We start from the raw sequence: 22,834 nt of genomic DNA, 5'->3' as shown, positions 1-22,834 counted from the left end.
AATAGCTAGGGTTAACTAGATTCTCGCACCCAGAATCACTGGCCTGAGTCAGAGCCGCGCGGTTTATTCACTTGCGACCTATCTACAACACCAATGACTTTGGGCAAGTAGTCAGGTGACAGGCTGTTTTAAGGAACAAAAGAGAATATTCGCTAAAAAACCGCTCTTGAGATCATCATATGCAATATACTAACTTTAAGTAAGTACGCACAAAAAGGTTAGTATGAAAATAATAGAATCGCAAAATTTGCCGGGCACTATTTCATTTCCGGAACAAGTCCGGCGGGGAGAGTTGCTCAATGTTGATTGCCCATCAAGAGAGGTGCTCAAGCGAATCACTAGCCGTTGGGGCGTCTTGGTACTCATTGCTTTGAGTAATGAAACCCTGCGTTTTAGTGCTCTGAGAAGAAAAATTGGCGGCGTCAGTGAAAAAATGCTGGCGCAAACATTGCAAAACCTCGAAGAGGATGGGTTTGTTGATCGTATCGCGTATCCGGTTGTGCCACCGCATGTTGAATATAAGCTGACCCCACTGGGCAAAGAAGTTCAGGAGCAGGTCGAAGGGTTAGCTCTCTGGCTGGAGGAGAATTTTCACCGCATTATAGCGAAACGACAGCCACAGGCCGCATCATAATCTGCCGGTATTTAGCAGCAGCCATAGCATCGGCTCTGGCTGCTGGTATTTGATATCAATCCATTACAGCGTTTTTAATGCTTCAACTGACTCGATGGTCATAGAGGGGACAAACTCAGTCACACTATAATTGGCCACCGCAGTAAACGGATCTTCTGCTAATATTTTATCCAATTCTTCTCGGTCAATACTTTTCACCAAAATGATACCGCCAGTACGCGGGACTTTACGGCCAGAGGCAATAAAAACACCCTGTGCATAATACTTCTTTAACCAATCTTTATGGCTTTCAGTCAGAGCTTCAACCACGTCGATAGGCTGATGATAGGTTAGGCTGACAATAAACATGCAGAGTTCCTCCTGGGGCGTTATTAGTTAAAGATAAATGTCCATTCAATATAGCGTCTTGGCGCATGGCTGGCATGACAAAAATGATAAATTCACTAAGTTAGTTATTTAATAGCTAAATTTTGCATATTAAAAGCAATAATGATTATTTCATTTATTGTATGGTTCGGCGTTTACTCTTAATTCATTAGTTTGACTCAGTTTGCTCAATAATGTGGAGATGACAATGGCCAAGATTACTGCATGGTTTACCGGATTACCTTGGTGGCAGCCAGCATCTTTACCTGAGAGTGGCGCTGCTTTATCTCAGGCCGATGGAGCGCATTTACTGGAAACAATCAATGCGATTGGCGGGCTGTATGGTATTGAATTTATTCACCATTAAATACATTCTCTATTAAGTGTTGATATTATTTAGTATTGCATCATATAAAAATATTTTATAGAAAAGACAGATAACCTTCTGATTGAAAAATTAATTTATTACCAGGTAAATAGACATGAAACTGAATAAAACCTTATCCCTGAGTGGGATATTGAGCGCCTCACTATTGCTAAATGCAGCTTGGTCATTCAATGCATCCGCACAAAGTTTATTGGATAAAGCCAAAAGCCAACAACCGCTGATTGCCGGTATTGCCAATGAACAGCCGTACGGTTATATCGGCACTGATGGCAAGGCGACGGGTGCCAATGTGGAGGTGTTGCGCGCGGTACTAAAATCATTGGGAATAACCCAAATAGAAACACCGATTGTCGATTTTGGCGCATTAGTGCCAGGTTTAGCAGCAAAACGTTTTGATGTGATTGGAGCGGGCTTATTTATTAATCCGGCTCGCTGCAAAGTGATTGGTTTTTCTAATCCGGTCACACGATCCGGTGGGGCTTTTATCGTGAAAAAAGGTAACCCATTGAATTTGCATAGCCTAAAAGATGTCGCGGCTAATAATAAAGCCCGCCTTGGCACCCAAAATGGCACCAATCAAATTACTGAAGCTAAAGACAGCGGCATAGCAGCTGGCAATGTGGTGCTGTTTGACAAAGATAGCGAAGCACTGGCTGCATTGAAGGCCGGGCGTGTTGATGCTGTTTATTTTCCCGACGCTGAAATCCTCAGTTTGTTGAAGAAATCAAATGACCCAACAGTTGAACGTGCGTTGCCTTTCCAGCAAATCCCTGATGCACATGGCAACCCTAGCTACAATTATCACGCATTTGGTTTACCGCGTAATGATCCCGAGTTCATTCAGGCCTTTAATGCTGAGTTAGCGAAGTTACGGGCTTCCGGTGAGTTACTGAAAATCCTACAAAAATATGGCTATACCGAAAATGAGTTACCTCCGGTAGAGGTTCAAGCCAGTCAGATATGTGAGTCACAGGCTTAATTATTTATTTTTTGCAGCGATTTACAGGTTATTTATGTCAATACACTCATCGTATTCAAAGCATACCATTGGGCAAGCTGGGATCTTGAGTTGGGGGCAATTGTCTTTCGACCATCCAACCTTAGCTGGGCTTGAACTTCCTTATTTTGATATTGAGGCCCTACAACCGGGGCCAAAACTGGCCATTATTGCGGGTATGCATCCTAATGAAGTTTCGGCCATGGAAGCCGCTTTACGTTTAAAAGATTACTTTGCCACTCAACTCGTGCGCGGTTCTGTCACTATTCTGCCGGTACTTAATATGCCCGGCTTATATCTGCACTCTGAATTCGTTTGCCCCGAGGACAATAAAAATATCAACTTTCTTTCCCCCGGTGACCCGCAAGGAAGCTTCAGTGAAGTTCTCATTGATAGCGTATTGAATAGCTGGGCAAAAGATGCGGCGGTATTTATTGATTTACATGGCGGCGACCTGCGCGAAGAGGTGGCGAAATTTGTGATGTGCCAACAGATTGGAGATGTAGAGTTCGACTTGATAACTCGCTCGTTGGCCCATCAGTTTGATGCCGATGCCATTGTCGAGTTTGCCGTTGATCAAACCAATAATCGCGGACGGGCCACCAATGAATTGCCTTGGCTGGGACGGCATGCGGTGATGTCAGAGGGCGGGGCGAACGGCATTCTTGATGACGAAAATACGCAATTCCATTTCAATGGTGTCGCCAACATTGCTCGCCATCTCGGATTGACACAGGATCCGGTGCAAACCCGGACGCGCTTAAATATTGTCGTCAATAATTTTGACAAGATTGAAGCGCCGTTCAGCGGCCGACTGTATTTGGATATTGTGGCCGGCGAGCAGGTGACCAGTGGGCAGCGCCTTGGTGTGATTAAGAATTTATACGGCGAATGGATGGCTGATGTTATTGCACCTTTTTCCGGTTTGATATTGATGATAGTGAATCACAACATCATCAACCAGGGCGAGTGGCTGATAAGTCTGGCCCCATTGCCGCTTGGCTTACCGGAATAGATTATCCGTACACTGAGTTGAAATTATGGAATTGAGTCATCTGCCATTTGTTGCCGGTGAACTGGCCCGTGGGGCATGGGTCACTGTGCAAATAACCTTTTTATCTGCCACCTTGGCTTTGGTGCTCTCCTTTGTGTTTGCGTTATTACGCCTGTCACCCCTACGGCCAGTGCGAGTCATTACTGCGGCTAGCATCGAGTTTTTGCGCGGTACATCGGCATTGGTACAACTATTTTATCTGTTTTTTATCCTGCCACTATTCGGTATTAGCATTAGCCCGATGACCACGGCAGTGATTGGTTTGGGGCTTAACTTTTCCTCTTTTGGTGCGGAAATTGTGCGCGGTGCCATCGTCAATGTCAGTCAGGGGCAGCGCGATGCTTTGCGCGCCCTGGATTTCCCGCCATTGATGGCTTTCCGGCGCATTATTCTGCCACAAGCACTGCCTTTTATGCTGCCACCGCTCGGTAACTTGTTAGTGGAATTACTGAAATCGACGTCGGTCGTGTCCTTAATTACGCTGAGTGATCTGACCTTTGCGGGTGCATCTCTGATTACTACCTTGGGTGATCAGACGCTAATCTGGAGCATGGTTTTGCTGTGCTATTTCGCGATGGCCTGGCCGCTAACCCGGTTAGTGGCGCATTACGAGCGGCATCATACGCGTTATCGTCAAGTTGGGAGTCGCGGATGAGAGAAGAAATGGCTCTGATTTTGCCGAGGAGTAATGATGGATTTTGATTTCGCATTTGCCTGGTCAATCTTACCGGATTTGTTACCTGGATTATTGGTGACTCTCGAAGTGGTGGTGGCGGGCTTTTTGCTGGCGACTGTATTGGGGATGGTGGTTGCTGTGTTGCTGCAACTACAATCCCCCTTTATCACTCCTGTATGCCAGGCGTATGTGACATTTTTTCGCAATACGCCGCTACTGGTACAGCTCTATTTCCTTTTTTTTGCTTTGCCACTCAGTGGGTTAGCATTGCCGGCGATGGCCACGGGTATGGTGGGGATGGGGTTATATTATGGTGCTTATATTGCCGAAGCATTCCGTGGAGCAATCAATGGTGTGCCGCAAGGGCAGTGGGAAGCGGCACGGGCACTGGATTTCCCACCATTAACGCGCTGGACACGCATCATTTTTCCGCAGGCATTCAAGCCGATGTTACCCGTGCTGGGAAATTACTTGATAGGGATGTTTAAAGAAACGCCTTTACTGGCGGTTATCACTATTCCGGAGTTATTTCAGGCGGCGAAGCAGATTGCTGGCTTGACCTATCGGTATAACGAGCCCTACACGTTAATGGCATTACTGTTCCTGCTGATCAGTTTGCCGACATCACTCCTGTTTAGCTATCTGGAAAGGCGGCGCAGACATGCATAACTCATCCTTAACTCTCTCTTCTCCAGCGCAAATTATTTTATCGCAAGTGGTGAAAAACTATGGTGAAACGCGAGTCTTGGACAACCTTGATTTGTCGATTCCTATTGGACAAAAAGTGGCATTGATAGGCCCAAGCGGTTCAGGGAAATCAACTATCTTACGGCTGATTAAGGGGTTAGAAACTTTTTCTTCCGGCCAGATAAATATCGAGGGCAAACCGGTCAATGCTGGCGCCCAACCTTATTCGTTGTTTCGTCGTCGACCGCCGGTAAACCATGTAGTTGGCATGGTCTTTCAGCATTTTAATCTGTTCCCGCATTTGACCGTTGAGCAAAATATTACCGAAGCGCCATTGCGGGTGTTGAAAGTGGGTATCGAGGAGGCACGCGCGCGCGCTCATCACTATCTACAATTGGTTGGGTTAGCCCATAAAGCCAATGCTTGGCCTGCGACCTTGTCGGGTGGGCAACAGCAGCGAGTGGCGATAGCCCGGGCTTTGGCTATGCGCCCTAAAGTGATGTTATTTGATGAAGTGACTTCAGCACTGGATCCGGAACTGGTCAGTGAGGTATTGGGGGTTATCCGCCACATTGCTCATGAACAGCAAATGACTATGCTACTGGTGACTCATGAAATGCATTTTGCTCGGGATGTAGCAGACAGAGTGATTTTTATGGAACAGGGCAAAATTGTGGATGATGGTGTGCCGCAGGATATCTTGGTCACCCCACGGCATGCTCGTACTCGCCAGTTTCTTAACTTATTGAATGATCGCTGAGTGAGGTTTTTTTAAACCAGGATTGTACTCTGCCGGGTTTGGAGAACATCACCAAATTACCCAATAGGATAAGTAGTAAACCGATAATAGCATTCAGGTGCCAATAATAGCCTTCATAAAAGGTTGATAGGGTCAGTGCCACCAGCGGGAATAACAATGTGCTGTAAGCGGCACCACTGGCCCCAATGCGGCCAATCAAACTGAAGTATGCAGCAAAAGCAATGACCGAGCCAAAAATAGCCAAATAGAGCAATGAACCAAGGTAACTGGGCGTCAGTTCAATCGTGAAAGAGTGATGCTGAATTAGACTGAAAAGCCCCATTAATACAGCACCATAAGTCATGGCATAAGCATTGGTTGACAGAATATCCAACCCACGACGCTGGTGGCGGCTGCTTATCATATTACCCAGAGAGAAGCCGTAAGTGCCGAGCAAGCTTAGACCAATCCCTTTCAACAACTCCGGCGCTATCTGTGTGGCGGTGAGATCGTGCCAGAACAGCGCGACAATACCTGTCATGCCAAGAATACTGGCGGGGAATAGGTTGGGGCTGAGGCGTTGGCGGAAGAAAATCATGCCATTAATTGCATTAAACAGCACCGCCATGGAGAAAATAACGGATTCCAGGCCGCTGCTGATATAAGCCGCCGCATGATAAAAACAGTAGAAGTTAAAAGCAAAGACACAAAATCCCTGGGCGACACAAAATAAATGGTCACGTAGTGCAAGCTGGCGTAGTCGGCGCACCAGCAGTAAAAAAATCATCATGACACCGGCGGCCAATGCAAACCGATAAAATATAGAGACCGTAATAGCTACATCCCCTTGTTGTTGCAGAGTAATGGCAATCCAGGTTGTTCCCCAAATCAATACAACTAATAAATAAAGCAGTGCGTTCATGGCTATTTCTCATCACGTCTAAAACATCAGTATCTATCCTGTAGGTAAATGTGACTTTCAGTGGATTGCGGTAAGTTGCAAAATCTTGCGCATTTTTGAGATAAATAACTGGAAAATATGGTTTGCGGCGCAGCTTGTCATTAAACTGACTTCATCAGCTTTACCACAGGAAGTTAGTACGATGTTGGAACGCTACCAAGCCTTTGAAACGCTTAGAGAACATAAAGCTCGCCTGCATGATTGTGTGCAACTGGGTTCGGGGATTCAATTGGCGGCCTGGTCTAATAGCGATGATTGTATTACGCAAGAAAGCCCAGATCATCACACCCTGAGTTTGTATGTTGCAGATGGCTATGAGTGTTATCACAAAACGCGGGCAGGGTGGAAAAATGGCGGCGGGCCGGATCGTTTTTGTATTATGCCCAAAGGCAGCTTATCGAGCTGGGATGTCCGGGATGATTTGTCATTTGTACATTTGTATTGTACCGATAAACATCTACGCCAATTAGCCGAACAAATCTGGGAGCGTAGCCCCCAATCAATTCAAGTGGATGAGCGCATTTTCGCCGAAGATCCCCAAATAACGCTGCTATATCGCCAGTTTTTACTGAATTGTGATTGGCAAGAACAAGCCAATCATCTGGCGCTCAGCAGTGCCGCGACTTTACTGATGACCCATTTACTCAAAAATTATACTCAGTTGCAGTGGGCGATACCTACCATTCGTGGTGGTTTAGCCCCGGTAGTATTAAAACGAGTAAAGGAATACATCGGCGAGCATTTTGTGCAACCGCTGTTATTGTCAGACCTTGCTGAACAGGCAGGGCTGAGTGAGTTCCATTTCGCACGGATGTTCAAACAGAGTACCGGGCTGGCGCCTCACCAGTTTGTGTTGAAGGTTCGTTTGTCCCGCGCAGAACAATTATTAAAATACAGCATGATGCCGCTCATTCACATTGCTTTGGAGTGTGGTTTTAGCTCTGCCAGCCACTTCAGCAATTGTTTTAAAGCCGCTTATGGGGTAACACCCTCACTAATGCGACAACGGCAATTATAACGAGTGTGTATCTCTGAGTGATGCTACAGCGGGCAACTTAAATCACCTTCAGGGCAGTTGAGGAATGACTTCAAGTGTGTGGTGCGTTCTTCGGTTTTATGGGTCAAGCAAGCAGAAATAATCATCGGATGCACTGAACCCCCCTCGGTGGCTGATGACTGGAAAGTACAGTCCGCATCACGGTATTTTATCCAGGTTTGTTGCGCACTTTTCAATAACGCTCTTTGGCCGACAGATGTTTTGGCAAGCACTTCTTTATAAGTGCGATTAAGCTCGGTATCGGCTTTTTTATAATCTGAAGTTGCACACTGGTTCATATCTTGCTGTGTTACCGCGTTTTGACAATTAAGAGCCAAAGCTTGGCCGAGTGGTAATAGCAATAAAGATACCAACATAATCTTCTGTTTTAGCATGACGACTCCAAAATAATAACCGAAAGTAACAAATAGCCCCTACTCGTTAAGGCGGGGCCTTGAATAATATGACATTTTACTTCTTAGCCGCTGCCATAATATCTGTTTTTACAGCGGATACTTTTTTATCTGGCGACTTTTTACAGATATCAATGACTTTTGGGGTGTACACAGTATCGACTTCCTGAAAATCAACATTATCCCCTTTTTTATACTGTGTATCCTCATTCAGTATCCAGAAAGCTACCGGTGTCATGCTCTTTGGATTAAGATCCAGGAACTCTTTGCAGGTCATCTCTGTTGGGGTCGTGGAGGAGGCAAATACTGGGGTCATGGTGGTCAGTAGTAGTGTTGCAATGGCTATGTTAGGTAGTGATTTATAGAACATGATTATTTCCTCATGGGGCTATTAGCTTTAATAGAATGTTATTAGGACGAAAGAATAATATTTCTTCATCATTTAGCATGGTCTATAAAATTATATATTGCCAGATTTATGACTAATTTAATAACTTGATTTAAACTTAACCTTGTGATTAATAATGATGAAAATTTTGTTATGTTATTGATTTTTATAATAAGAGATGGATTTGTTTTGTTGTTTGTCTAATCTTGTTTTGTTATATATGGCGAGGATATTAATAATCTCATAATAATAAATCATTGCATTACTACATGTGGAGTAATAACAAGCAGATAAATAAAATCATATTATTTCGACAAGCATGGAGACGGTTTACTCAGCACCTTAGGTCAGATATTCACTGGGCTATTATCGTGTGTTATAATTAGTTATGTCATTGTTTATACTGAGAGCTAAGCTGGTTATTGTTTCATTTTCACTATTTAATAATAGGTGATTTATCTTTATGTCTATACTTTCTTTTTATCATAACTGTTTGGGTTCTCTTGCCAAAAAAGTATTTGGTAAGCATCCAGGTGAACCAGTGAAGAGGAAGAATGGGAAGAGTGAATTATCTAATCTTCAACTGGATGTATTACTGAATGCCGAAAAGCAAGTCGCCATTATTACAACCGACTTAGACAATTGCGTCACGATATATAATGTGGGCGCAGAGCGGATGTTTGGTTATTCTAAAGATGAAGTTATCGGCAAGCCTATTTCTGATATTTTACATATTCCCGAAAATGGCGAAGCTCAAGTTAAGCTGGATTATTTGTTGCTTAATCGCCGTGAAGCCAGTGAATGGTGTTATCAACGTAAGGATGGAGAACGTTTCTGGGGCGCGCTGAGTGTCCATGAAATAACATCTGAGAATGGCAATATTGTAGGTTATATCAGTGTGATTGCAGATGTATCGGAAAGAAAATCCTTACTGATAGAACTGGAAAAAAGCCAGAAAATGATGGATAAGTTAACTAAAAACTTGCCAGCGATGATCTATGCATACTATTTAAATTCTGATGGAGAATCTCATTTTAGTTATTGCAGCGAGGGGATCAGGCAAATATTTGATCTTGCGCCTGCCGATGTTCTGCATGTACCGCAAGAGAAAAATCCGTTATTTAGCCGTATTCATACCGATGATATGGAAATGTTAAAACAGGCCGTTATCACATCCCAGCAGAATTTATCCGTTTGGAGTTGTGATTTCCGTGTTGTGCTTCCAGGGAAAGGAACTCATTGGCTCCACGGTGAGTCTTTCCCCACACGGCAAGACGATGGCTCGGTTATCTGGTATGGATCGTTTTTTGATATTACAGAACTTAAACAGTCTGAATCGATCCTCAAAGCATTGTCACAAACCGATGTGTTGACTGGGGTGGCAAATCGCCGTCACTTTGATAACCTCTATCAGAATCTCTGGCAAAAGAATCACATAGAAGGTGGCAGCCTGTCGGTTTTGATGATTGATTTTGACAACTTTAAAAGCTTTAACGATTTGTATGGGCATGCCATGGGTGATGTTTGTCTTAAGTCTATTGTCGAAACATTGGCAAAGTCTATTCGCGGCGGTTCAGATATTCTGGCTCGTTATGGTGGGGAGGAGTTTATTGTCTTACTCGCGCCAAGTACTCTGGCAGATGCGACTGCGGTTGCCGAGCGTATGCGCCATTCGATTGAGGAACTGGACATTCCCCACGGAATGTCGCCCCATGGGTGCGTGACTATTAGTGTTGGTGTGGCCTCCGTGTCTGAACCGGGTGAACATCTGTCGGCGAAAGATTTGTCAGATGCCGCCGATAAAGCGCTATACCGAGCGAAAACCGCGGGGAAAAACCAGGTTAAAGCGGTAGAACTGAATTGATTAGTGACATGCCTATGAGGAAATGTGGGGCAGGAGGATATAACTGCCCCACAAATACACATTGCCGATATGATTATTACCGCTGTGAAAAAACGATATCTTGCTTAGTTTGTATGGTCTTGAGCTTCCCGCAGACGTTCTTCTTCTTCAGCGATAACCGCCTGAATTTCCTCTAGTACGCCTTCAACATCAACGGCTTGCGTGCTTTCCGCAAACTCGCCGGTCAATGGGGTTTCAGGATGCAACTTACCATCTTCATAAAGCGCCCACATCTCTTTGGCATATTTACGGTCAAGTAATTCAGGGGCGTATTGACCATAATAGTGCGTCATATTCGCCACGTCTCGTTCCAACATCGCTTTAGCATGATTATTAGCTGCAGCATTAACGGCTTGCGGCAAATCTATAATCACCGGGCCGTCTTTGTCGATTAAGACATTAAATTCTGACAAGTCGCCATGAACTAAGCCTGCGCACAGCATCCGAACCACATAGCGGATCATGATTGCATGGTCAATCAGGGCTTGTTCTTTGCTAAAGGGGACATCACTAAGGCGAGGGGCGGCGAGGCCGTCTTCATCGGTGACCAGTTCCATTAGCAGCACACCATCAAGACAAGCATAAGGTTGTGGCACGCGAACGCCCGCATTGGCTAGCAGATACAACGCATCGACCTCGGCGGTTTGCCAGGTTTCCTCTTGCTGCTTGCGACCAAATTTTGAGCCTTTTGCCATGGCTCGCGCATCGCGGCTGTTACGGACCTTACGACCTTCTTGATACTGAACCGCTTGTTTGAAGTTACGGTTCTCTGCTTCTTTGTAAACTTTAGCGCAACGGATATCCTGCCCACAACGGACAACATAGACATCAGCTTCTTTGCCACTTTTTAAACGACGGATGACTTCGTCAACCAAGCCGTCATCAACCAGCGGTTGGATTCGTTTTGGAATTTTCATGGCGTCCTTGTACCCTATTTAAGCCCGCGATGGAATGGTTTTGGCTGAATTTTCCTCCAGTTTATCATTCGAGCCCATCTGCGGGTGGGTTTTTACGGTGAATCAGGCTGCACTGAACTGTGCATTATGTAATTTGGCGTAAGCCCCTTTACGGGCAAGCAAGTCGTGGTGGTCACCTTGTTCAACAATACCTTCTTTATCGACCACAATAATGCGATCGGCGTTTTGAATCGTGGCTAAACGATGAGCGATTACTAAGGTAGTTCGCCCTTGTGATAACTCAGTCAATGCCAGCTGAATGGCTTGCTCTGTGGCTGTATCCAGTGCAGATGTCGCTTCATCCAGAATCAGAATCGGCGGGTTTTTCAAGAAGATACGCGCAATAGAAAGGCGTTGCTTCTGGCCACCCGATAATTTGACCCCGCGCTCACCCACCACAGTATCAAGGCCATCAGGCAGACTTTCAATCAGCTCATCCAAGCGAGCTTGTTGTGCTGCCGCCATAATTTCATCATCGCTGGCGTCCAGTTTGCCATAAGCAATATTCTCACGGATAGAGCCGCCGAATAAGAAGACATCTTGCTGAACAATACCAATATTATTGCGCAATGATTGCTGGGTCATATCACGGATATTGATCCCATCAATGGTGATTGCACCGCCATCAAGCTCATAGAAGCGGGGCAATAATGAACATAATGTGGTTTTCCCTGCACCAGAGGGGCCGACAAATGCCACAGTTTCACCTGCGCGGATTTGCAGGTTTAAGTCAGTAAAGATTTTGTTCTGCGCTGAATAACCGAAACTAACATTTTGGTAACAAATATCCCCCCGCAGGTGGCCCACAGGGCGTGCATTGGGCTGATCGACAATATCGGGCAATGTATCAATCAGTTGAGTGAATCGTTTAAATCCTGCGATTCCTTTCGGATAACTTTCCAGTACCGAGGTGATTTTTGCCACAGGGCGGAAAAAGACTTCAACTAACAACAGAAAACCGACAAAGCCGCCGTAACTAAGCTGGTCATTCACCACATACCAAGTGCCAACCACCATCACGATCAACTGCACCAGGCGGGTGCTGAGGTAGCTCATGGTCATACTGGTGGTCATAATACGGTAAGCCCGCAGTTTAGTGGTGCGGTAATCTTCATTATCTTTGGCGAATAATTTTTTCTCATGGGATTCGTTTGCGAAAGCTTTTACGACACGGATCCCCCCGATGCTTTCTTCAATGCGAGCATTAAAATTCCCCACCTGACCAAACAGCCGACGCCAGGTTTCCGTCATTTGTGCGCCATAACGGCTGACCAGATAGGTCATAAACGGCACAATAAAGATAGTGAGCATCGCCAGTGGCAGGTGAACGGAAGCCATCAGGATAAAAGCGCCAATAAAAGTCATCACCGCAATGAAAAGATCTTCTGGGCCGTGATGGGCAATTTCCCCAACCTCCTCAAGGTCTTTTGTGACGTGAGTGATGATATGGCCGGTCTTCATATTGTCGTAATAGCTAAAGGATAACTTTTGCAGATGGCTAAAGGCTTGGCGGCGCATATCGGTTTCGATACCGACACCGAGAGCATGTCCCCAATAGTTAACTATCGCCATGAGCGCGGTATTGAGGAGATAAATCATTAGCAGGCCCGTAGCAGCCCAGACTATCAACACCCAATCTTGATTAGGAAGTAACTTATCAATGAACAGTTTTACCGCCATTGGGAAGCTCAGTTCCAGCAACCCGGCCAAAATGGCACAGCCAAAATCCAGATAGAAAAGCCCTTTGTACGGGGTGTAATAAGAAAAGAAACGGCGGAGCATCAGGCATCCTTACAATTACAGAGGGAAATTACGACACAGAATAAGAAAAAGCGGTTTGTAGCATCATAAATCTAAATAATTCTTAATAACGTTTATTTTGCCAGTTATTGACCGATAATAAAATTCTTATCTGTGAGAATATGCCAGAAGCAAAGATAAAATCGAGTTGTGTTAGTGATTTCGTAGCGAGGAGTAATGACAATGAAGTTGACGATGACGGATACCCCAGCGGTTGAAGATGTGGCAGAAATTATGGCGGGGTTAAAGGCCTTTAACCGCAATTTTGTCGGTGATCATGGTCGAAAACCATTAGCTGTGTTTATCACGGGTGAGGATGGTGAAAAGTTAGGGGGGATTACCGCCTATACATTAGGTAATTACCTGAGTATAGAATTGTTGTGGGTATCAGATACATTACGTCATTCTGGGGCGGGCAGTAAATTGATGCTGGCTGTAGAACAGGAAGCGATACAAAGAGGGTGTAAATTCGCCCAGGTAGATACATTTAGTTTCCAGGCTCGGCCTTTCTATGAAAAACATGGCTATCAATTACAGATGGCGCTAGAAAATGTCGTGGATGAGTATCATCGCTATTATCTGACGAAAAGTCTGATTGGCTAAATTGTATTGAAATAGGGTTATATAGATAGATTTATATGGCAGTTCAACTGCCTATCTAATAAATGAGTACTTAAACAAGTTCAACAACCTAGACATGCACGATCCCCTTTCCTGATGGCGGCGTGCATTATTTATCTTGCTATACTCAAACTATAAATATTCAGTTTTTGACGGAAGCTCACACTTTCGCCGAATAGCATCTATAGGACTTAATCTTTTATTCAGTTAATCTGGTTTACAGGGGATTAACTAATGTAAAGGGACATAGATATGGCGGCTTCCGCAAATAAAAAACTGTCATTGTGGGCATTAACTTCGCTAGTCGTCGGTTCAATGATAGGTGCCGGTATTTTTTCTCTGCCCGCGACGTTTGGCCGTGCCACTGGGGGCTTCGGCGCACTCATCGCTTGGGTTATTGCCGGTGGGGGAATGCTGACACTGGCCTTTGTTTTCCAAACATTGGCGCAACGTAAACCCGATCTCGATTCGGGCGTTTATATTTATGCTAAAACGGGGTTTGGTGATTATGCTGGGTTTGCATCGGCCATTGGTTTTTGGGCTGGGGCATGTATTGGGAGTGTCTCTTATTTTGTGTTGATCAAATCAACACTGGGGGCATTCTTCCCGCTATTTGGTGACGGTAATACTTTATCCGCGATTTTAATTGCCTCATTAATTTTGTGGAGCTTCCATTTTATGGTGTTACGTGGCATCAAAGAAGCTGCGACTATTAATACCATTGCTACTTTTGCTAAAGTTATTCCGATATTTATTTTTATTATTGTTTTGGCATTTGCCTTTCATACCGATACTTTCGCATTAAATTTCTGGGGTACTCAACCTTTGGGGGCGGTGGGTGACCTCTCGCATCTGGACGATTATGGGTATGCTGGTCATGCGGCATTAGAAATCAGTGCGGGTTCTGAAACTTTATTTTCTCAAGTTCGTAGCACAATGCTGGTTACTGTATTTGTTTTTGTTGGTATTGAGGGGGCGAGTGTTTATTCCCGCTATGCCAAAGAAAGAAAACACGTCGGTATTGCGACCGTTTTAGGTTTTATTGGCGTTTTATGTTTGTTGGTGTTGGTCACTATGCTCTCTTATGGCGTGCTGCTGCGCCCTGACTTGGCTGCATTGCGTCAACCGTCAATGGCTGGAGTGTTAGAGCATATTGTGGGGCGATGGGGGGCCATATTTATCAGTATCGGATTGATTATTTCAGTCCTTGGGGCCTATTTATCATGGACTCTGCTGGCCGCCGAAGCTCTCTATAGCGCAGCCAAAAGCAATATTATGCCGAGTATCTTGGCAACTGAGAATAAACATGGGGTACCCTCGGCTGCGGTGTGGATGTCGAATATTTTTATCCAATTATTCTTAATTGTTACGCTTTTCACTGAGTATGCTTTTCAACTCGCACTTGAATTAACCAGTTCACTGGTTCTGATCCCCTATCTTCTGGTTGCAGCATATGGGTTGAAATTAGTCTGGACGCGCGAGACTTACTCTGTGGGCTCGAGGGACCATAAAAAAGATTTTATTGTTGCCTTAATTGCCACAGTATATGCCATATTGATGGTATATGCGGGGGGAGTGAAATACATATTATTGTCGGCAGTGATATATGGGCCAGGAACCCTATTATTTATTATTGCTAAACGCGAGCAGAAGAAATCAGTATTTTCCTCCCTTGAAAAGTGTTTTTTTGCCGTGGCGCTCATTGCTGCTGTCGCAGCGTTGTACAGTCTGGCGACAGGTATAATTACCGTGTGATAAGGTGACGATATTGAGTGATAATAGTCTGGAACCCTAAGACTTGACGATGACTTGCAATACATCACCTCTATTAATGTGTTTGGGTGATCGCCTTATTTTTACAATAGATGGGCTTGATCTATAACACAGACTACGACAGGATCGCGTTGAAAAAGCGGGCTATAAGGTCAGCATTAGCATGATTTTTGATAATATTATGCCCAATAAAACGCGATTTTTCTTATGCAGGGTCACGGCTGGTATGTTTTCACCAGTAGGTATTGCTTTGAAAAAACAACAAAATACTACCCAGAATAGTGATTATTCAACGGGAATTGGCGATGCGCAATTTGCGCTCGTGGTTTTACTGACAACATCATGTTTACTGATTGCAATAACGTTGATTGTGATCCTATGGCTCATTTGATGTGCTATAGAAATTAGGGGAATGTATGGAAAAGAGCTTGTTTGATGACAATAAAGTTATTGCATTGATTGGTTTACTGTTGGCGGCACTGATTGTGGTTAGCACGATGTTTGTGATGACTTACATGGCAGATCGCCAACGCAACGAAGTACAAACCATTGATGTGCAGAATTGCTACAAAAAAGACTGAAAAGGTATTCGCCGGATAGCGCTCATATGCATTCAGGCGAATAATTATAATGTGGCGACTACGCTAACTTTTGATGAATAGCATGCAAGGGCAAGGCGATATTGAGGTCAATATCGGGGTTTTGCCGAAAGTCATAGGGGGTTATGCCGTAACGTTTTCTGAACATGTAAGTAAAGTGCGATTGCGAACCAAAGCCAAAATCCAAAGCAATATCAAAAATGGTGCTGTCACTGCTGCGCAGTTGATAGACGGCACCTGCTAAGCGTCTTTCCCGAATGTATTTACCTAACGATACCCCGGTCACTTCTTTAAATATTTTCTGCATATGCCAAAGCGAGTAACCAGAGTACACGGCTAACTCTTCAAGGTAGATGACCCGCCCCAGATGGGTTTCGACCCATTTACTGAGGGCGCAGACTAACGCGAGATGATTTTCTTGTGACATTATTTAGTCTGTTTTTTCTGGTTGGGAGTAGTGCAGTATACACAAGTTGAATCTAACAACACAAAACACCAAATTGGCTTCGATTGTCGGAAATCTATCATAAAGACTTTTCAGCGTGTGTTTGCAAAAGAGCTGTCTAGTGCCATAGTAAATGGGGAGGAGAACTATTCCGAGGATAAAGGCTAAGTTTGGAAAAATAGAAATTAAAAGTGATGAGGTGATCGCATGTTGATAACAGTGATTATGACTCTGATAGCGGTTGTGGGTGTAACCGTTTTTCTAAAAATGCCAGTAATGGTTTTGCACAAAGGTAAAGGCGTAGGAGGTGATAAACTGTGAGACTAGGATTATTGTGATCAATATATGTAATAACATATCCCCGAACCAGGTGATTGATAACTATCAAACCTGGTTTTTTACGCCTCGTTTTTATCTTATAAACTCTTCATAGACTGATCCAATCCACTGAACTGTTTATATAGGCTATTTATTAGTCACAGAAAAGGCTTGGAATCCTTAGTGATAAATCGTTGGCATGACACGGTCGGCTAAAGAAATATACCCATGAGCGTGATATCCTCACACAATATTATTGTGAAGGAATTATTCATGTCTGAAATGTTCACTAATGATCAAGAGTTGGTTTCTGATCTGGTTGCTTGCCAATTGGTTATCAAACAAATTCTTGATGTGATTGATATTATTGCACCTACTGAAGTGCGGGATAAAATGTCCCATCAACTTAAATCGATTGATTTCTCTTCACATCCTGCCGGTACTGACCCGATCACTAAGCGTGCCATTGAGAAAGCTATTGCTTTGATTGATATGAAATTCACACAGAAATAACTCGGCATTCTTTGCGTTTTGGTCTGTGCTAAACGTACAGACCCTATCACTGTAGAGTGATAGGGCAGACGGGCGGGTTATTCAAAGACATTATTGCCAATTTTTTTCACCAGAGGGCAATTGCTGACGCCGATGATGCCATTTTCCCCGTTTATAAATTGAGCGGTTGAAATATTTCTGGCTGTTAGATATTGGCATTGTAAACCGATGCCTGCAGCGTTTTTCTCACTGCCAATTAGTACGCCATAGCCTGAAAAGAGCAAGCCTAAGTATATGATTGCTACTACTAAGAGAAGTCTGAATAAACTCATATGGTCACTTCCTGTAATTAGTTTTACTTATTATATAATAGATATGTTTAACAGTTTAACTTGTAATAATGAGTGTTTTAATAGTAAAAATCCTAAACTTTATTGATTTATAAAGCGAATCCATAAAATAGTCAGTAAAATGGGGTTCTAACACGGCACCAAACATAAGTTAATGACATCTTGGCTATAAATGGTTGATGTTTAGTACAGTATAATTTCAAAAAAATGTTAAATAAGGTGCCTGATTTGGACATTAAGAAACTTGTTGCAACGGTAGGGATCATTGCCGTTTGTTGCTTGTTTTATCTGTTAGCCCTTGATAGCTATTGTGACCAAGGGGGAACTTTCTCTACTGGTATTTGCACCATTACTTCGATTATTCCATGGTAAGAAGACCCTATTACTCAGATATATAATAACGAATGAAAACTATTTACATTGGTTATCTTTATTGGACGTTAATCGTTTGTCCAAATTGATCTTTGTTACGCGGAGAGTGATAAGATAGTCTCTTCGTCACGCATGTAATAGGGTAGTCAATGTTAGATACAAATATGGGTGCATTGGGTGTTATCCCCATCGCTTTTTCGCTGTTTACCGTCATTTTTTTCTTGATAGTTTGGTTCTTTTTGAGCCGTGCCAGCGTGCGAGCTAATGAACAAATCCGCTTGTTACAAGACATCGCCGAACAACAAAAACAGCAAACAGAATTACTAAAAGCGTTGCTAGCAAATGCAACCGGTGTCAGTGATTTTCAAAGTGACAGTGATATCATTTCTCCTCTCGATTTTAAGGGCGTTATTCCGGAGAGATAAACTTACCGACTCTGGCGCTGCTGTCCGGCAGTGTCAGAGTGATACTCATCTCTACCATCATGCTTCTTTTCGCTCACTTCCTCCGATATTCTGCTTTGGTGCCAGACCACTCTTTTATTGAACTAAAACAAACTGCGTTGATTGTCATAAATGTGTCTTAATTTCGCCGTAATGTAGCCTGAACTTAACAGGAGAACGGTGATTCGGATGATTAAATGGTGTGAAGAAAGTGACAGTGAAGTGAACAGAAGTATTGCGTTACTTAGCGGTGAAGATCCCGATAAGTGGTATCCCTATGGAGGCATTAAGGGTAAGGATTACTGCAAGAATCCTTCCGATGCCTGGCCTATCATCTATGCCAATAAAATTGGCCTCTACTCACCCGAAATTGATGATAATAATCAGTGGAATGCCAAAATCACCAATCCGCAAGGAGAATGGCAAGCCTATAGCCAAAGCCCGCTGCGCGCGGCGATGATCTGCTATTTACTCAGTCAGGACGTTTGATAATTCATCTCGATAATTTTCAGCAAAAGTGAATATCCCGTGAAATTCGTAGAACGGGAATGATAAACGGTAAAACGTTTTTTGACTGCTTTCGTGGAGCTGATGATGAAACGTATCATTAAAGGTGATTCAAATTTGTCACACTTGGTTATTGCGCATGCAGCGATTGACCACCATCAAAAATCTTATGGCGAGCGGCGTCAGGGCTGGCCTTCAACTTATCTTATCCGCTACAAAAATAATCGAGTTGCCGTTGAAGTGGTCACTCGGCGTCAGTCTTATGTGGCTACGTTAATGATTGGTGCCCGAAATTTGAGCAAGTTATGTGGCATATCGGGGTTACATCTCTGAGAGATACTCATAGTATCAGTAAATAATACATTCTACATATATAGAGCTAGTTGATTGATTTTTATCTTGTCGCCCACTTATGACCTTAATCCTTGCCGCCATCAGGTTTAAGTGTTAAAAAAACGCCGCAGATTCATTTACGAAAGGCGCTTTTTAACACAATGGTGAGTAAAAGTGCGGCAGAGGGCAGGATGGAACAGCAGTTGCAGGATTCAACATTAAAACGCGGTTTAAAAAACCGACATATTCAGCTGATTGCTCTGGGTGGAGCGATCGGCACTGGGCTATTTCTTGGAATAGCACAAACGATTAAGATGGCGGGTCCCTCAGTGATACTGGGCTATGCTATCGGCGGTTTTATTGCATTCCTTATTATGCGTCAGTTGGGTGAAATGGTTGTTGAGGAACCCGTAGCCGGTTCATTCAGTCATTTTGCCCACAAATATTGGGGCGATTTCGCCGGATTCTTATCGGGTTGGAACTACTGGGCGATGTTTATCTTGGTCGGTATGGCCGAATTGACCGCAGTAGGCATTTATATTCAATATTGGTGGCCAGATATCCCAACATGGGTTTCAGCCGCAATATTCTTTGTTCTGATTAATGCCATCAATCTTGTTAACGTGCGTATGTATGGCGAAACTGAGTTCTGGTTCGCTATCATCAAGGTTGCTGCCATCATTGGTATGATTTTCTTTGGAGCCTATCTGCTGGCTTCGGGATCGGGCGGGCCAAACGCTTCTGTGACTAACCTCTGGGCACAGGGCGGCTTTATGCCTCATGGCTTCAGTGGGTTGGTGATGGCGATGGCCATTATTATGTTTTCTTTCGGTGGGTTGGAAATGGTCGGCATCACTGCCGCAGAAGCCGAAGACCCACATCACAGTATCCCTAAAGCAACCAATCAGGTTGTCTACCGCATCCTTATTTTTTATATCGGCTCATTAACGGTGCTTTTATCTCTTTATCCATGGGGCAAAGTTGTGGAAGGGGGGAGCCCTTTTGTGATGATTTTCCATGCATTGGATAGTCATCTGGTGGCGACAATCCTGAATGTGGTGGTTTTGACTGCGGCATTATCGGTCTACAATAGCGGGGTTTACTGCAATAGCCGTATGTTATTTGGTTTGGCATCGCAGGGGAATGCGCCCAAATTGCTCACCAAGGTTAATCGGCGTGGTGTGCCAATCTTATCCATCGCGCTTTCAGCATTGGCGACCTCTGTCGGTGTAGTGATTAACTATGTTATGCCGGGAAAAGCGTTTGAATTATTGATGGCGCTGGTGGTATCTACCTTAGTTATCAACTGGGTTATGATTTGCCTGGCTCATTTGAAATTCCGAGCTGCTAAGGTGCGAGAGGGCGTCGAACCGCGTTTCAAAGCATTATGGTATCCCTATGGCAATTATCTGTGTTTGGTATTTTTGATGCTGATTCTGGTCATTATGTATTTTACTGATGGGATTCAGATCTCGGTGCTGATGATGCCCGCATGGATTGCACTATTGTGGTGCGGTTTCATGCTGACTCGCCGCAAAGGTAAGAGTCATCCCGCGACAATGACGCAGTCTGATTAGGCTGTGATATAGCGTTAAAATCGCCGGGCAGAAACAAGTTATGCCCGGCGATTATTTTCCCTCGTATTACTCATAGCGTTATTATCGTTTAAATTATCAGCAATAAATAAGATAGACAATGACAGCATTATAATGGATAGAGAGACCCTTATTTCTTTCTGGAATTACCCAATCTAATTGAGATTAATTCTTAACAACGCAATATAACCATTTTAAAAACAGGGTTAAATGCATTGAGAAATATATTCAATCAAAACTGCCAACGCATCCAAGTAAACAATACATTACCATTATTATAAGTACCGGGAATATAGGTGGTTTGTAGGGCGAATTTATTATATTCAATAGAGAGCAGCGGCAATGGTAATGGAATTGGAATGTAATAATATTCATGACGTGCAGTAACGCTGGCGGTAAAGCCTACTCCAAAACGCCAGCCGTCCATTGCCCCTGGAATCCACATCTTTTGATAGCCATAACCTATAATTGGCTCTACTTTATTGTGTGAGTCCATAAAGGCCATCGCATATACTGCGTGCCAGTTGTTATTCTCATCATAGCGATACTTACCATAGCCGATACCCCAAGGACGTTCATTGTATGACTCTATCTTGTCATCATCATAGGTCCAGCGGTTATGCCATGTATTTAGCGGGATATACAGCTCTTGGTCGGGTGAATCCCACGCGCGAGAGATATTGCGCATCAGCCGTTGCCACAGATTGTCGCCATCTACGGATGCTATGCTTTGTTGATCGAAAGAGGTATTGGCAGTGGGTGTTTTATCTTCTGCCAGAACCGCGTTAGCCTGGCCCAGCCATAGGCTACTAAGAAAGAGTATGTTAACAATATATTTATAATTCATGGTATAACTCTCTGATGCTGATAAGGTGAAATAAGATTTCCTTGCATCAGATAATCCTTAATACCTATCAAAATTAATCACTAATAAACGTTATTTAAATGTGTAAATGTTATAACCTAAAACTTAAACGGTTCTATAACGAAGAGGTAAAATAGCATTTTAAATGGTGGTCAGAGCCGTGTAAATGTAATTTACACAAACCAAGAAATATCTTAATTTATTCTATGACATAATTACCCACCAAGTTTAGTGATATTTCGCTGCCATAAATTGGTTAAGATGGTACGAGTTTTCATATATTTACCCATGATAATGAATGAGTTATTTTACTTATATAGTGATTTTTTGTTCATGTTTATAACTTATTACACTTAATGTACCATGATAATCAATTTTATTGATTATGGCTTTTTATACTTTCAATAATATATTTTTTATTGATTTTATTTTTTTAGAAATTTGATATTTTTCTCGTGTTTTTTAAGATCTCTCTTTCCTGATTTTTTAGGTCGCCAAATAAGATATTTATGTATTTTATTTACAAATGGTTTTTTGTCCATAATCTGAGGCTAAGTAAGGGGTTAGTCTCGTGACATAATGGATAATGATACTATGACGAGGTCAGAAAAGCGGAAAAATGGAAAGTGGGTATATTCAATTATTATATATTTAATAATAATAAATTTTATACTAATGCCGCTTCTGGTCTCTGGATAGGGATGGAAACCAAGGTTTTTTTCGTAAGAAGCATTATAAAAATAGTTAGCTAAAATGTTAAAAACCAGTAAGAAAGCGGGATAAGACAGTATACGAAAATAGAGCAGAAAATACGATGACCTTCAACAAATTTTAGCATATTCACGCACTCTTTATGAGCAAGCGTTTTAAATATGTGCGACAGGTTCACCCTTCATTAAAAATGGCTTGCCATCGAATACAGAGTATGTGATAACGCATATGGGTAAAACGAGGTACAGTTCTGTATATGTGTGGCATTTTCAGTAAAGAAGTTCTGAGTAAAGACGTTAGCGTTGAATACCGCTTCTCTGCCGATCCTTATCTTAGTGCCTCAAGCAGTAACGACTCTAGTTTGTCTATGTAAATGCCTACGGGCAAGTTAAACAATCCAAAGGAAATACTC

Annotated in this window: 29 protein-coding genes; 20 read left to right on the top strand and 9 right to left on the bottom strand. The window is 43.3% G+C overall.

Annotation, left to right across the window (positions count from 1 at the left end; all coding sequences use genetic code 11):
• The first annotated feature begins 223 nt into the window (after positions 1–223).
• Positions 224–634, top strand: a complete 411-nt coding sequence (locus DX162_RS18300) for a winged helix-turn-helix transcriptional regulator (protein WP_004389831.1) — start codon at positions 224–226, stop codon at positions 632–634.
• A 63-nt stretch (positions 635–697) separates the two neighbouring features.
• On the opposite strand, the gene DX162_RS18295 is transcribed toward DX162_RS18300, so the two are convergent.
• Complete coding sequence (locus DX162_RS18295; RefSeq protein WP_004389833.1) at positions 698–982, bottom strand: YciI family protein; 285 nt, start codon at positions 980–982, stop codon at positions 698–700.
• A gap of 226 nt (positions 983–1,208) precedes the next feature.
• Between DX162_RS18295 and DX162_RS22355 the strand changes: the two genes are divergently transcribed.
• From DX162_RS22355 to DX162_RS18270, 6 genes are all read left to right on the top strand, one after another.
• Positions 1,209–1,367 (top strand): hypothetical protein, encoded by a 159-nt coding sequence (locus DX162_RS22355; RefSeq protein WP_004389834.1) that lies wholly within the window; start codon positions 1,209–1,211, stop codon positions 1,365–1,367.
• 115 nt (positions 1,368–1,482) lie between these two features.
• Positions 1,483–2,367, top strand: coding sequence for an ectoine/hydroxyectoine ABC transporter substrate-binding protein EhuB (gene ehuB / locus DX162_RS18290; protein WP_004389835.1), 885 nt, complete (start codon positions 1,483–1,485; stop codon positions 2,365–2,367).
• A gap of 34 nt (positions 2,368–2,401) precedes the next feature.
• On the top strand, positions 2,402–3,400 hold the full coding sequence (locus DX162_RS18285; protein WP_227744181.1) for a succinylglutamate desuccinylase/aspartoacylase family protein: 999 nt from the start codon (positions 2,402–2,404) through the stop codon (positions 3,398–3,400).
• Between the two features lie 25 nt (positions 3,401–3,425).
• Entirely contained in the window at positions 3,426–4,094 is a 669-nt protein-coding gene (gene ehuC, locus DX162_RS18280; protein ID WP_004389837.1) for an ectoine/hydroxyectoine ABC transporter permease subunit EhuC, read from the top strand.
• Positions 4,095–4,130: 36 nt separating this feature from the next.
• Positions 4,131–4,784 carry an ectoine/hydroxyectoine ABC transporter permease subunit EhuD gene (ehuD, locus tag DX162_RS18275; RefSeq protein ID WP_004389838.1) on the top strand — a complete coding sequence of 218 codons (654 nt, stop codon included), beginning with the start codon at positions 4,131–4,133 and terminating at the stop codon, positions 4,782–4,784.
• Complete coding sequence (locus tag DX162_RS18270) at positions 4,777–5,562, top strand: amino acid ABC transporter ATP-binding protein (protein ID WP_032819525.1); 786 nt, start codon at positions 4,777–4,779, stop codon at positions 5,560–5,562. Before ehuD ends, DX162_RS18270 begins: the two co-directional genes overlap by 8 nt.
• Here DX162_RS18270 and DX162_RS18265 read toward each other — a convergent pair.
• Positions 5,540–6,463, bottom strand: a complete 924-nt coding sequence (locus DX162_RS18265; protein ID WP_004389840.1) for a DMT family transporter — start codon at positions 6,461–6,463, stop codon at positions 5,540–5,542. The genes DX162_RS18270 and DX162_RS18265 overlap by 23 nt on opposite strands.
• 181 nt (positions 6,464–6,644) lie before the next feature.
• Between DX162_RS18265 and DX162_RS18260 the strand changes: the two genes are divergently transcribed.
• The gene (locus DX162_RS18260; protein WP_032819526.1) at positions 6,645–7,520 is read left to right on the top strand and encodes a helix-turn-helix domain-containing protein; all 876 of its coding nucleotides are present in this window, start codon (positions 6,645–6,647) and stop codon (positions 7,518–7,520) included.
• A gap of 23 nt (positions 7,521–7,543) precedes the next feature.
• Here the strand turns inward: DX162_RS18260 and DX162_RS18255 are convergent, their stop codons facing one another.
• The gene (locus DX162_RS18255; RefSeq protein WP_004389843.1) at positions 7,544–7,933 is read right to left on the bottom strand and encodes a lysozyme inhibitor LprI family protein; all 390 of its coding nucleotides are present in this window, start codon (positions 7,931–7,933) and stop codon (positions 7,544–7,546) included.
• A gap of 76 nt (positions 7,934–8,009) precedes the next feature.
• A complete protein-coding gene (gene hdeB, locus DX162_RS18250; RefSeq protein ID WP_032819527.1) occupies positions 8,010–8,321 on the bottom strand; it encodes an acid-activated periplasmic chaperone HdeB in 312 nt (103 codons plus the stop codon).
• A gap of 481 nt (positions 8,322–8,802) precedes the next feature.
• Between hdeB and DX162_RS18245 the strand changes: the two genes are divergently transcribed.
• The gene (locus tag DX162_RS18245) at positions 8,803–10,203 is read left to right on the top strand and encodes a sensor domain-containing diguanylate cyclase (protein WP_172460437.1); all 1,401 of its coding nucleotides are present in this window, start codon (positions 8,803–8,805) and stop codon (positions 10,201–10,203) included.
• A 104-nt stretch (positions 10,204–10,307) separates the two neighbouring features.
• Here DX162_RS18245 and DX162_RS18240 read toward each other — a convergent pair whose 3' ends face one another.
• Entirely contained in the window at positions 10,308–11,159 is an 852-nt protein-coding gene (locus DX162_RS18240) for a PA4780 family RIO1-like protein kinase (RefSeq protein WP_004389851.1), read from the bottom strand.
• A 102-nt stretch (positions 11,160–11,261) separates the two neighbouring features.
• Complete coding sequence (locus DX162_RS18235; protein WP_004389854.1) at positions 11,262–12,980, bottom strand: ABC transporter ATP-binding protein; 1,719 nt, start codon at positions 12,978–12,980, stop codon at positions 11,262–11,264.
• A 201-nt stretch (positions 12,981–13,181) separates the two neighbouring features.
• On the opposite strand from DX162_RS18235, the gene DX162_RS18230 reads away from it, so the two are divergent.
• The 4 genes from DX162_RS18230 to DX162_RS18215 all read left to right on the top strand — a co-directional run bounded on the left by DX162_RS18230 (position 13,182) and on the right by DX162_RS18215 (position 15,973).
• A complete protein-coding gene (locus DX162_RS18230; protein WP_004389857.1) occupies positions 13,182–13,601 on the top strand; it encodes a GNAT family N-acetyltransferase in 420 nt (139 codons plus the stop codon).
• Between the two features lie 270 nt (positions 13,602–13,871).
• Positions 13,872–15,374 carry an amino acid permease gene (locus tag DX162_RS18225; RefSeq protein ID WP_004389859.1) on the top strand — a complete coding sequence of 501 codons (1,503 nt, stop codon included), beginning with the start codon at positions 13,872–13,874 and terminating at the stop codon, positions 15,372–15,374.
• A 181-nt stretch (positions 15,375–15,555) separates the two neighbouring features.
• Entirely contained in the window at positions 15,556–15,783 is a 228-nt protein-coding gene (locus DX162_RS18220; protein WP_032819529.1) for a hypothetical protein, read from the top strand.
• A gap of 25 nt (positions 15,784–15,808) precedes the next feature.
• Positions 15,809–15,973: a hypothetical protein gene (locus DX162_RS18215; protein WP_004389861.1), complete on the top strand. Its 165-nt coding sequence runs from the start codon at positions 15,809–15,811 to the stop codon at positions 15,971–15,973.
• A gap of 58 nt (positions 15,974–16,031) precedes the next feature.
• Here the strand turns inward: DX162_RS18215 and DX162_RS18210 are convergent, their stop codons facing one another.
• Positions 16,032–16,418, bottom strand: coding sequence for a helix-turn-helix domain-containing protein (locus DX162_RS18210; protein ID WP_004389862.1), 387 nt, complete (start codon positions 16,416–16,418; stop codon positions 16,032–16,034).
• 609 nt (positions 16,419–17,027) lie between these two features.
• On the opposite strand from DX162_RS18210, the gene DX162_RS18205 reads away from it, so the two are divergent.
• The gene (locus tag DX162_RS18205) at positions 17,028–17,267 is read left to right on the top strand and encodes a DUF2766 family protein (RefSeq protein WP_004389865.1); all 240 of its coding nucleotides are present in this window, start codon (positions 17,028–17,030) and stop codon (positions 17,265–17,267) included.
• 77 nt (positions 17,268–17,344) lie between these two features.
• Here DX162_RS18205 and DX162_RS18200 read toward each other — a convergent pair whose 3' ends face one another.
• Positions 17,345–17,578, bottom strand: coding sequence for a YobH family protein (locus DX162_RS18200; RefSeq protein WP_032819531.1), 234 nt, complete (start codon positions 17,576–17,578; stop codon positions 17,345–17,347).
• Positions 17,579–17,824: 246 nt separating this feature from the next.
• Between DX162_RS18200 and mgrB the strand changes: the two genes are divergently transcribed.
• The 5 genes from mgrB (at position 17,825) to DX162_RS18175 (ending at position 20,828) form a co-directional block, all read left to right on the top strand.
• Positions 17,825–17,968, top strand: a complete 144-nt coding sequence (gene mgrB, locus DX162_RS18195) for a PhoP/PhoQ regulatory lipoprotein MgrB (protein ID WP_071777590.1) — start codon at positions 17,825–17,827, stop codon at positions 17,966–17,968.
• Positions 17,969–18,117: 149 nt separating this feature from the next.
• Positions 18,118–18,393 carry a YebO family protein gene (locus DX162_RS18190; RefSeq protein ID WP_032819533.1) on the top strand — a complete coding sequence of 92 codons (276 nt, stop codon included), beginning with the start codon at positions 18,118–18,120 and terminating at the stop codon, positions 18,391–18,393.
• 207 nt (positions 18,394–18,600) lie between these two features.
• Positions 18,601–18,900, top strand: coding sequence for a phage protein NinX family protein (locus DX162_RS18185; RefSeq protein WP_004389880.1), 300 nt, complete (start codon positions 18,601–18,603; stop codon positions 18,898–18,900).
• A gap of 105 nt (positions 18,901–19,005) precedes the next feature.
• The gene (locus tag DX162_RS18180) at positions 19,006–19,251 is read left to right on the top strand and encodes a DUF4060 family protein (protein WP_032819535.1); all 246 of its coding nucleotides are present in this window, start codon (positions 19,006–19,008) and stop codon (positions 19,249–19,251) included.
• A 191-nt stretch (positions 19,252–19,442) separates the two neighbouring features.
• Complete coding sequence (locus DX162_RS18175; protein WP_032819536.1) at positions 19,443–20,828, top strand: amino acid permease; 1,386 nt, start codon at positions 19,443–19,445, stop codon at positions 20,826–20,828.
• A gap of 250 nt (positions 20,829–21,078) precedes the next feature.
• Here DX162_RS18175 and pagP read toward each other — a convergent pair whose 3' ends face one another.
• Positions 21,079–21,693 carry a lipid IV(A) palmitoyltransferase PagP gene (gene pagP / locus DX162_RS18170; protein WP_004389885.1) on the bottom strand — a complete coding sequence of 205 codons (615 nt, stop codon included), beginning with the start codon at positions 21,691–21,693 and terminating at the stop codon, positions 21,079–21,081.
• 985 nt (positions 21,694–22,678) lie between these two features.
• Between pagP and DX162_RS18165 the strand changes: the two genes are divergently transcribed.
• On the top strand, positions 22,679–22,795 hold the full coding sequence (locus DX162_RS18165) for a DUF2627 domain-containing protein (protein WP_002211058.1): 117 nt from the start codon (positions 22,679–22,681) through the stop codon (positions 22,793–22,795).
• The last annotated feature ends 39 nt before the right edge of the window (positions 22,796–22,834 follow it).

The sequence above is a fragment of the Yersinia kristensenii genome (assembly GCF_900460525.1).
Lineage (GTDB): Bacteria > Pseudomonadota > Gammaproteobacteria > Enterobacterales > Enterobacteriaceae > Yersinia > Yersinia kristensenii.
Note: the sequence above shows the minus strand (reverse complement) of the source record. Positions and strands in the feature narration are given on the sequence as shown.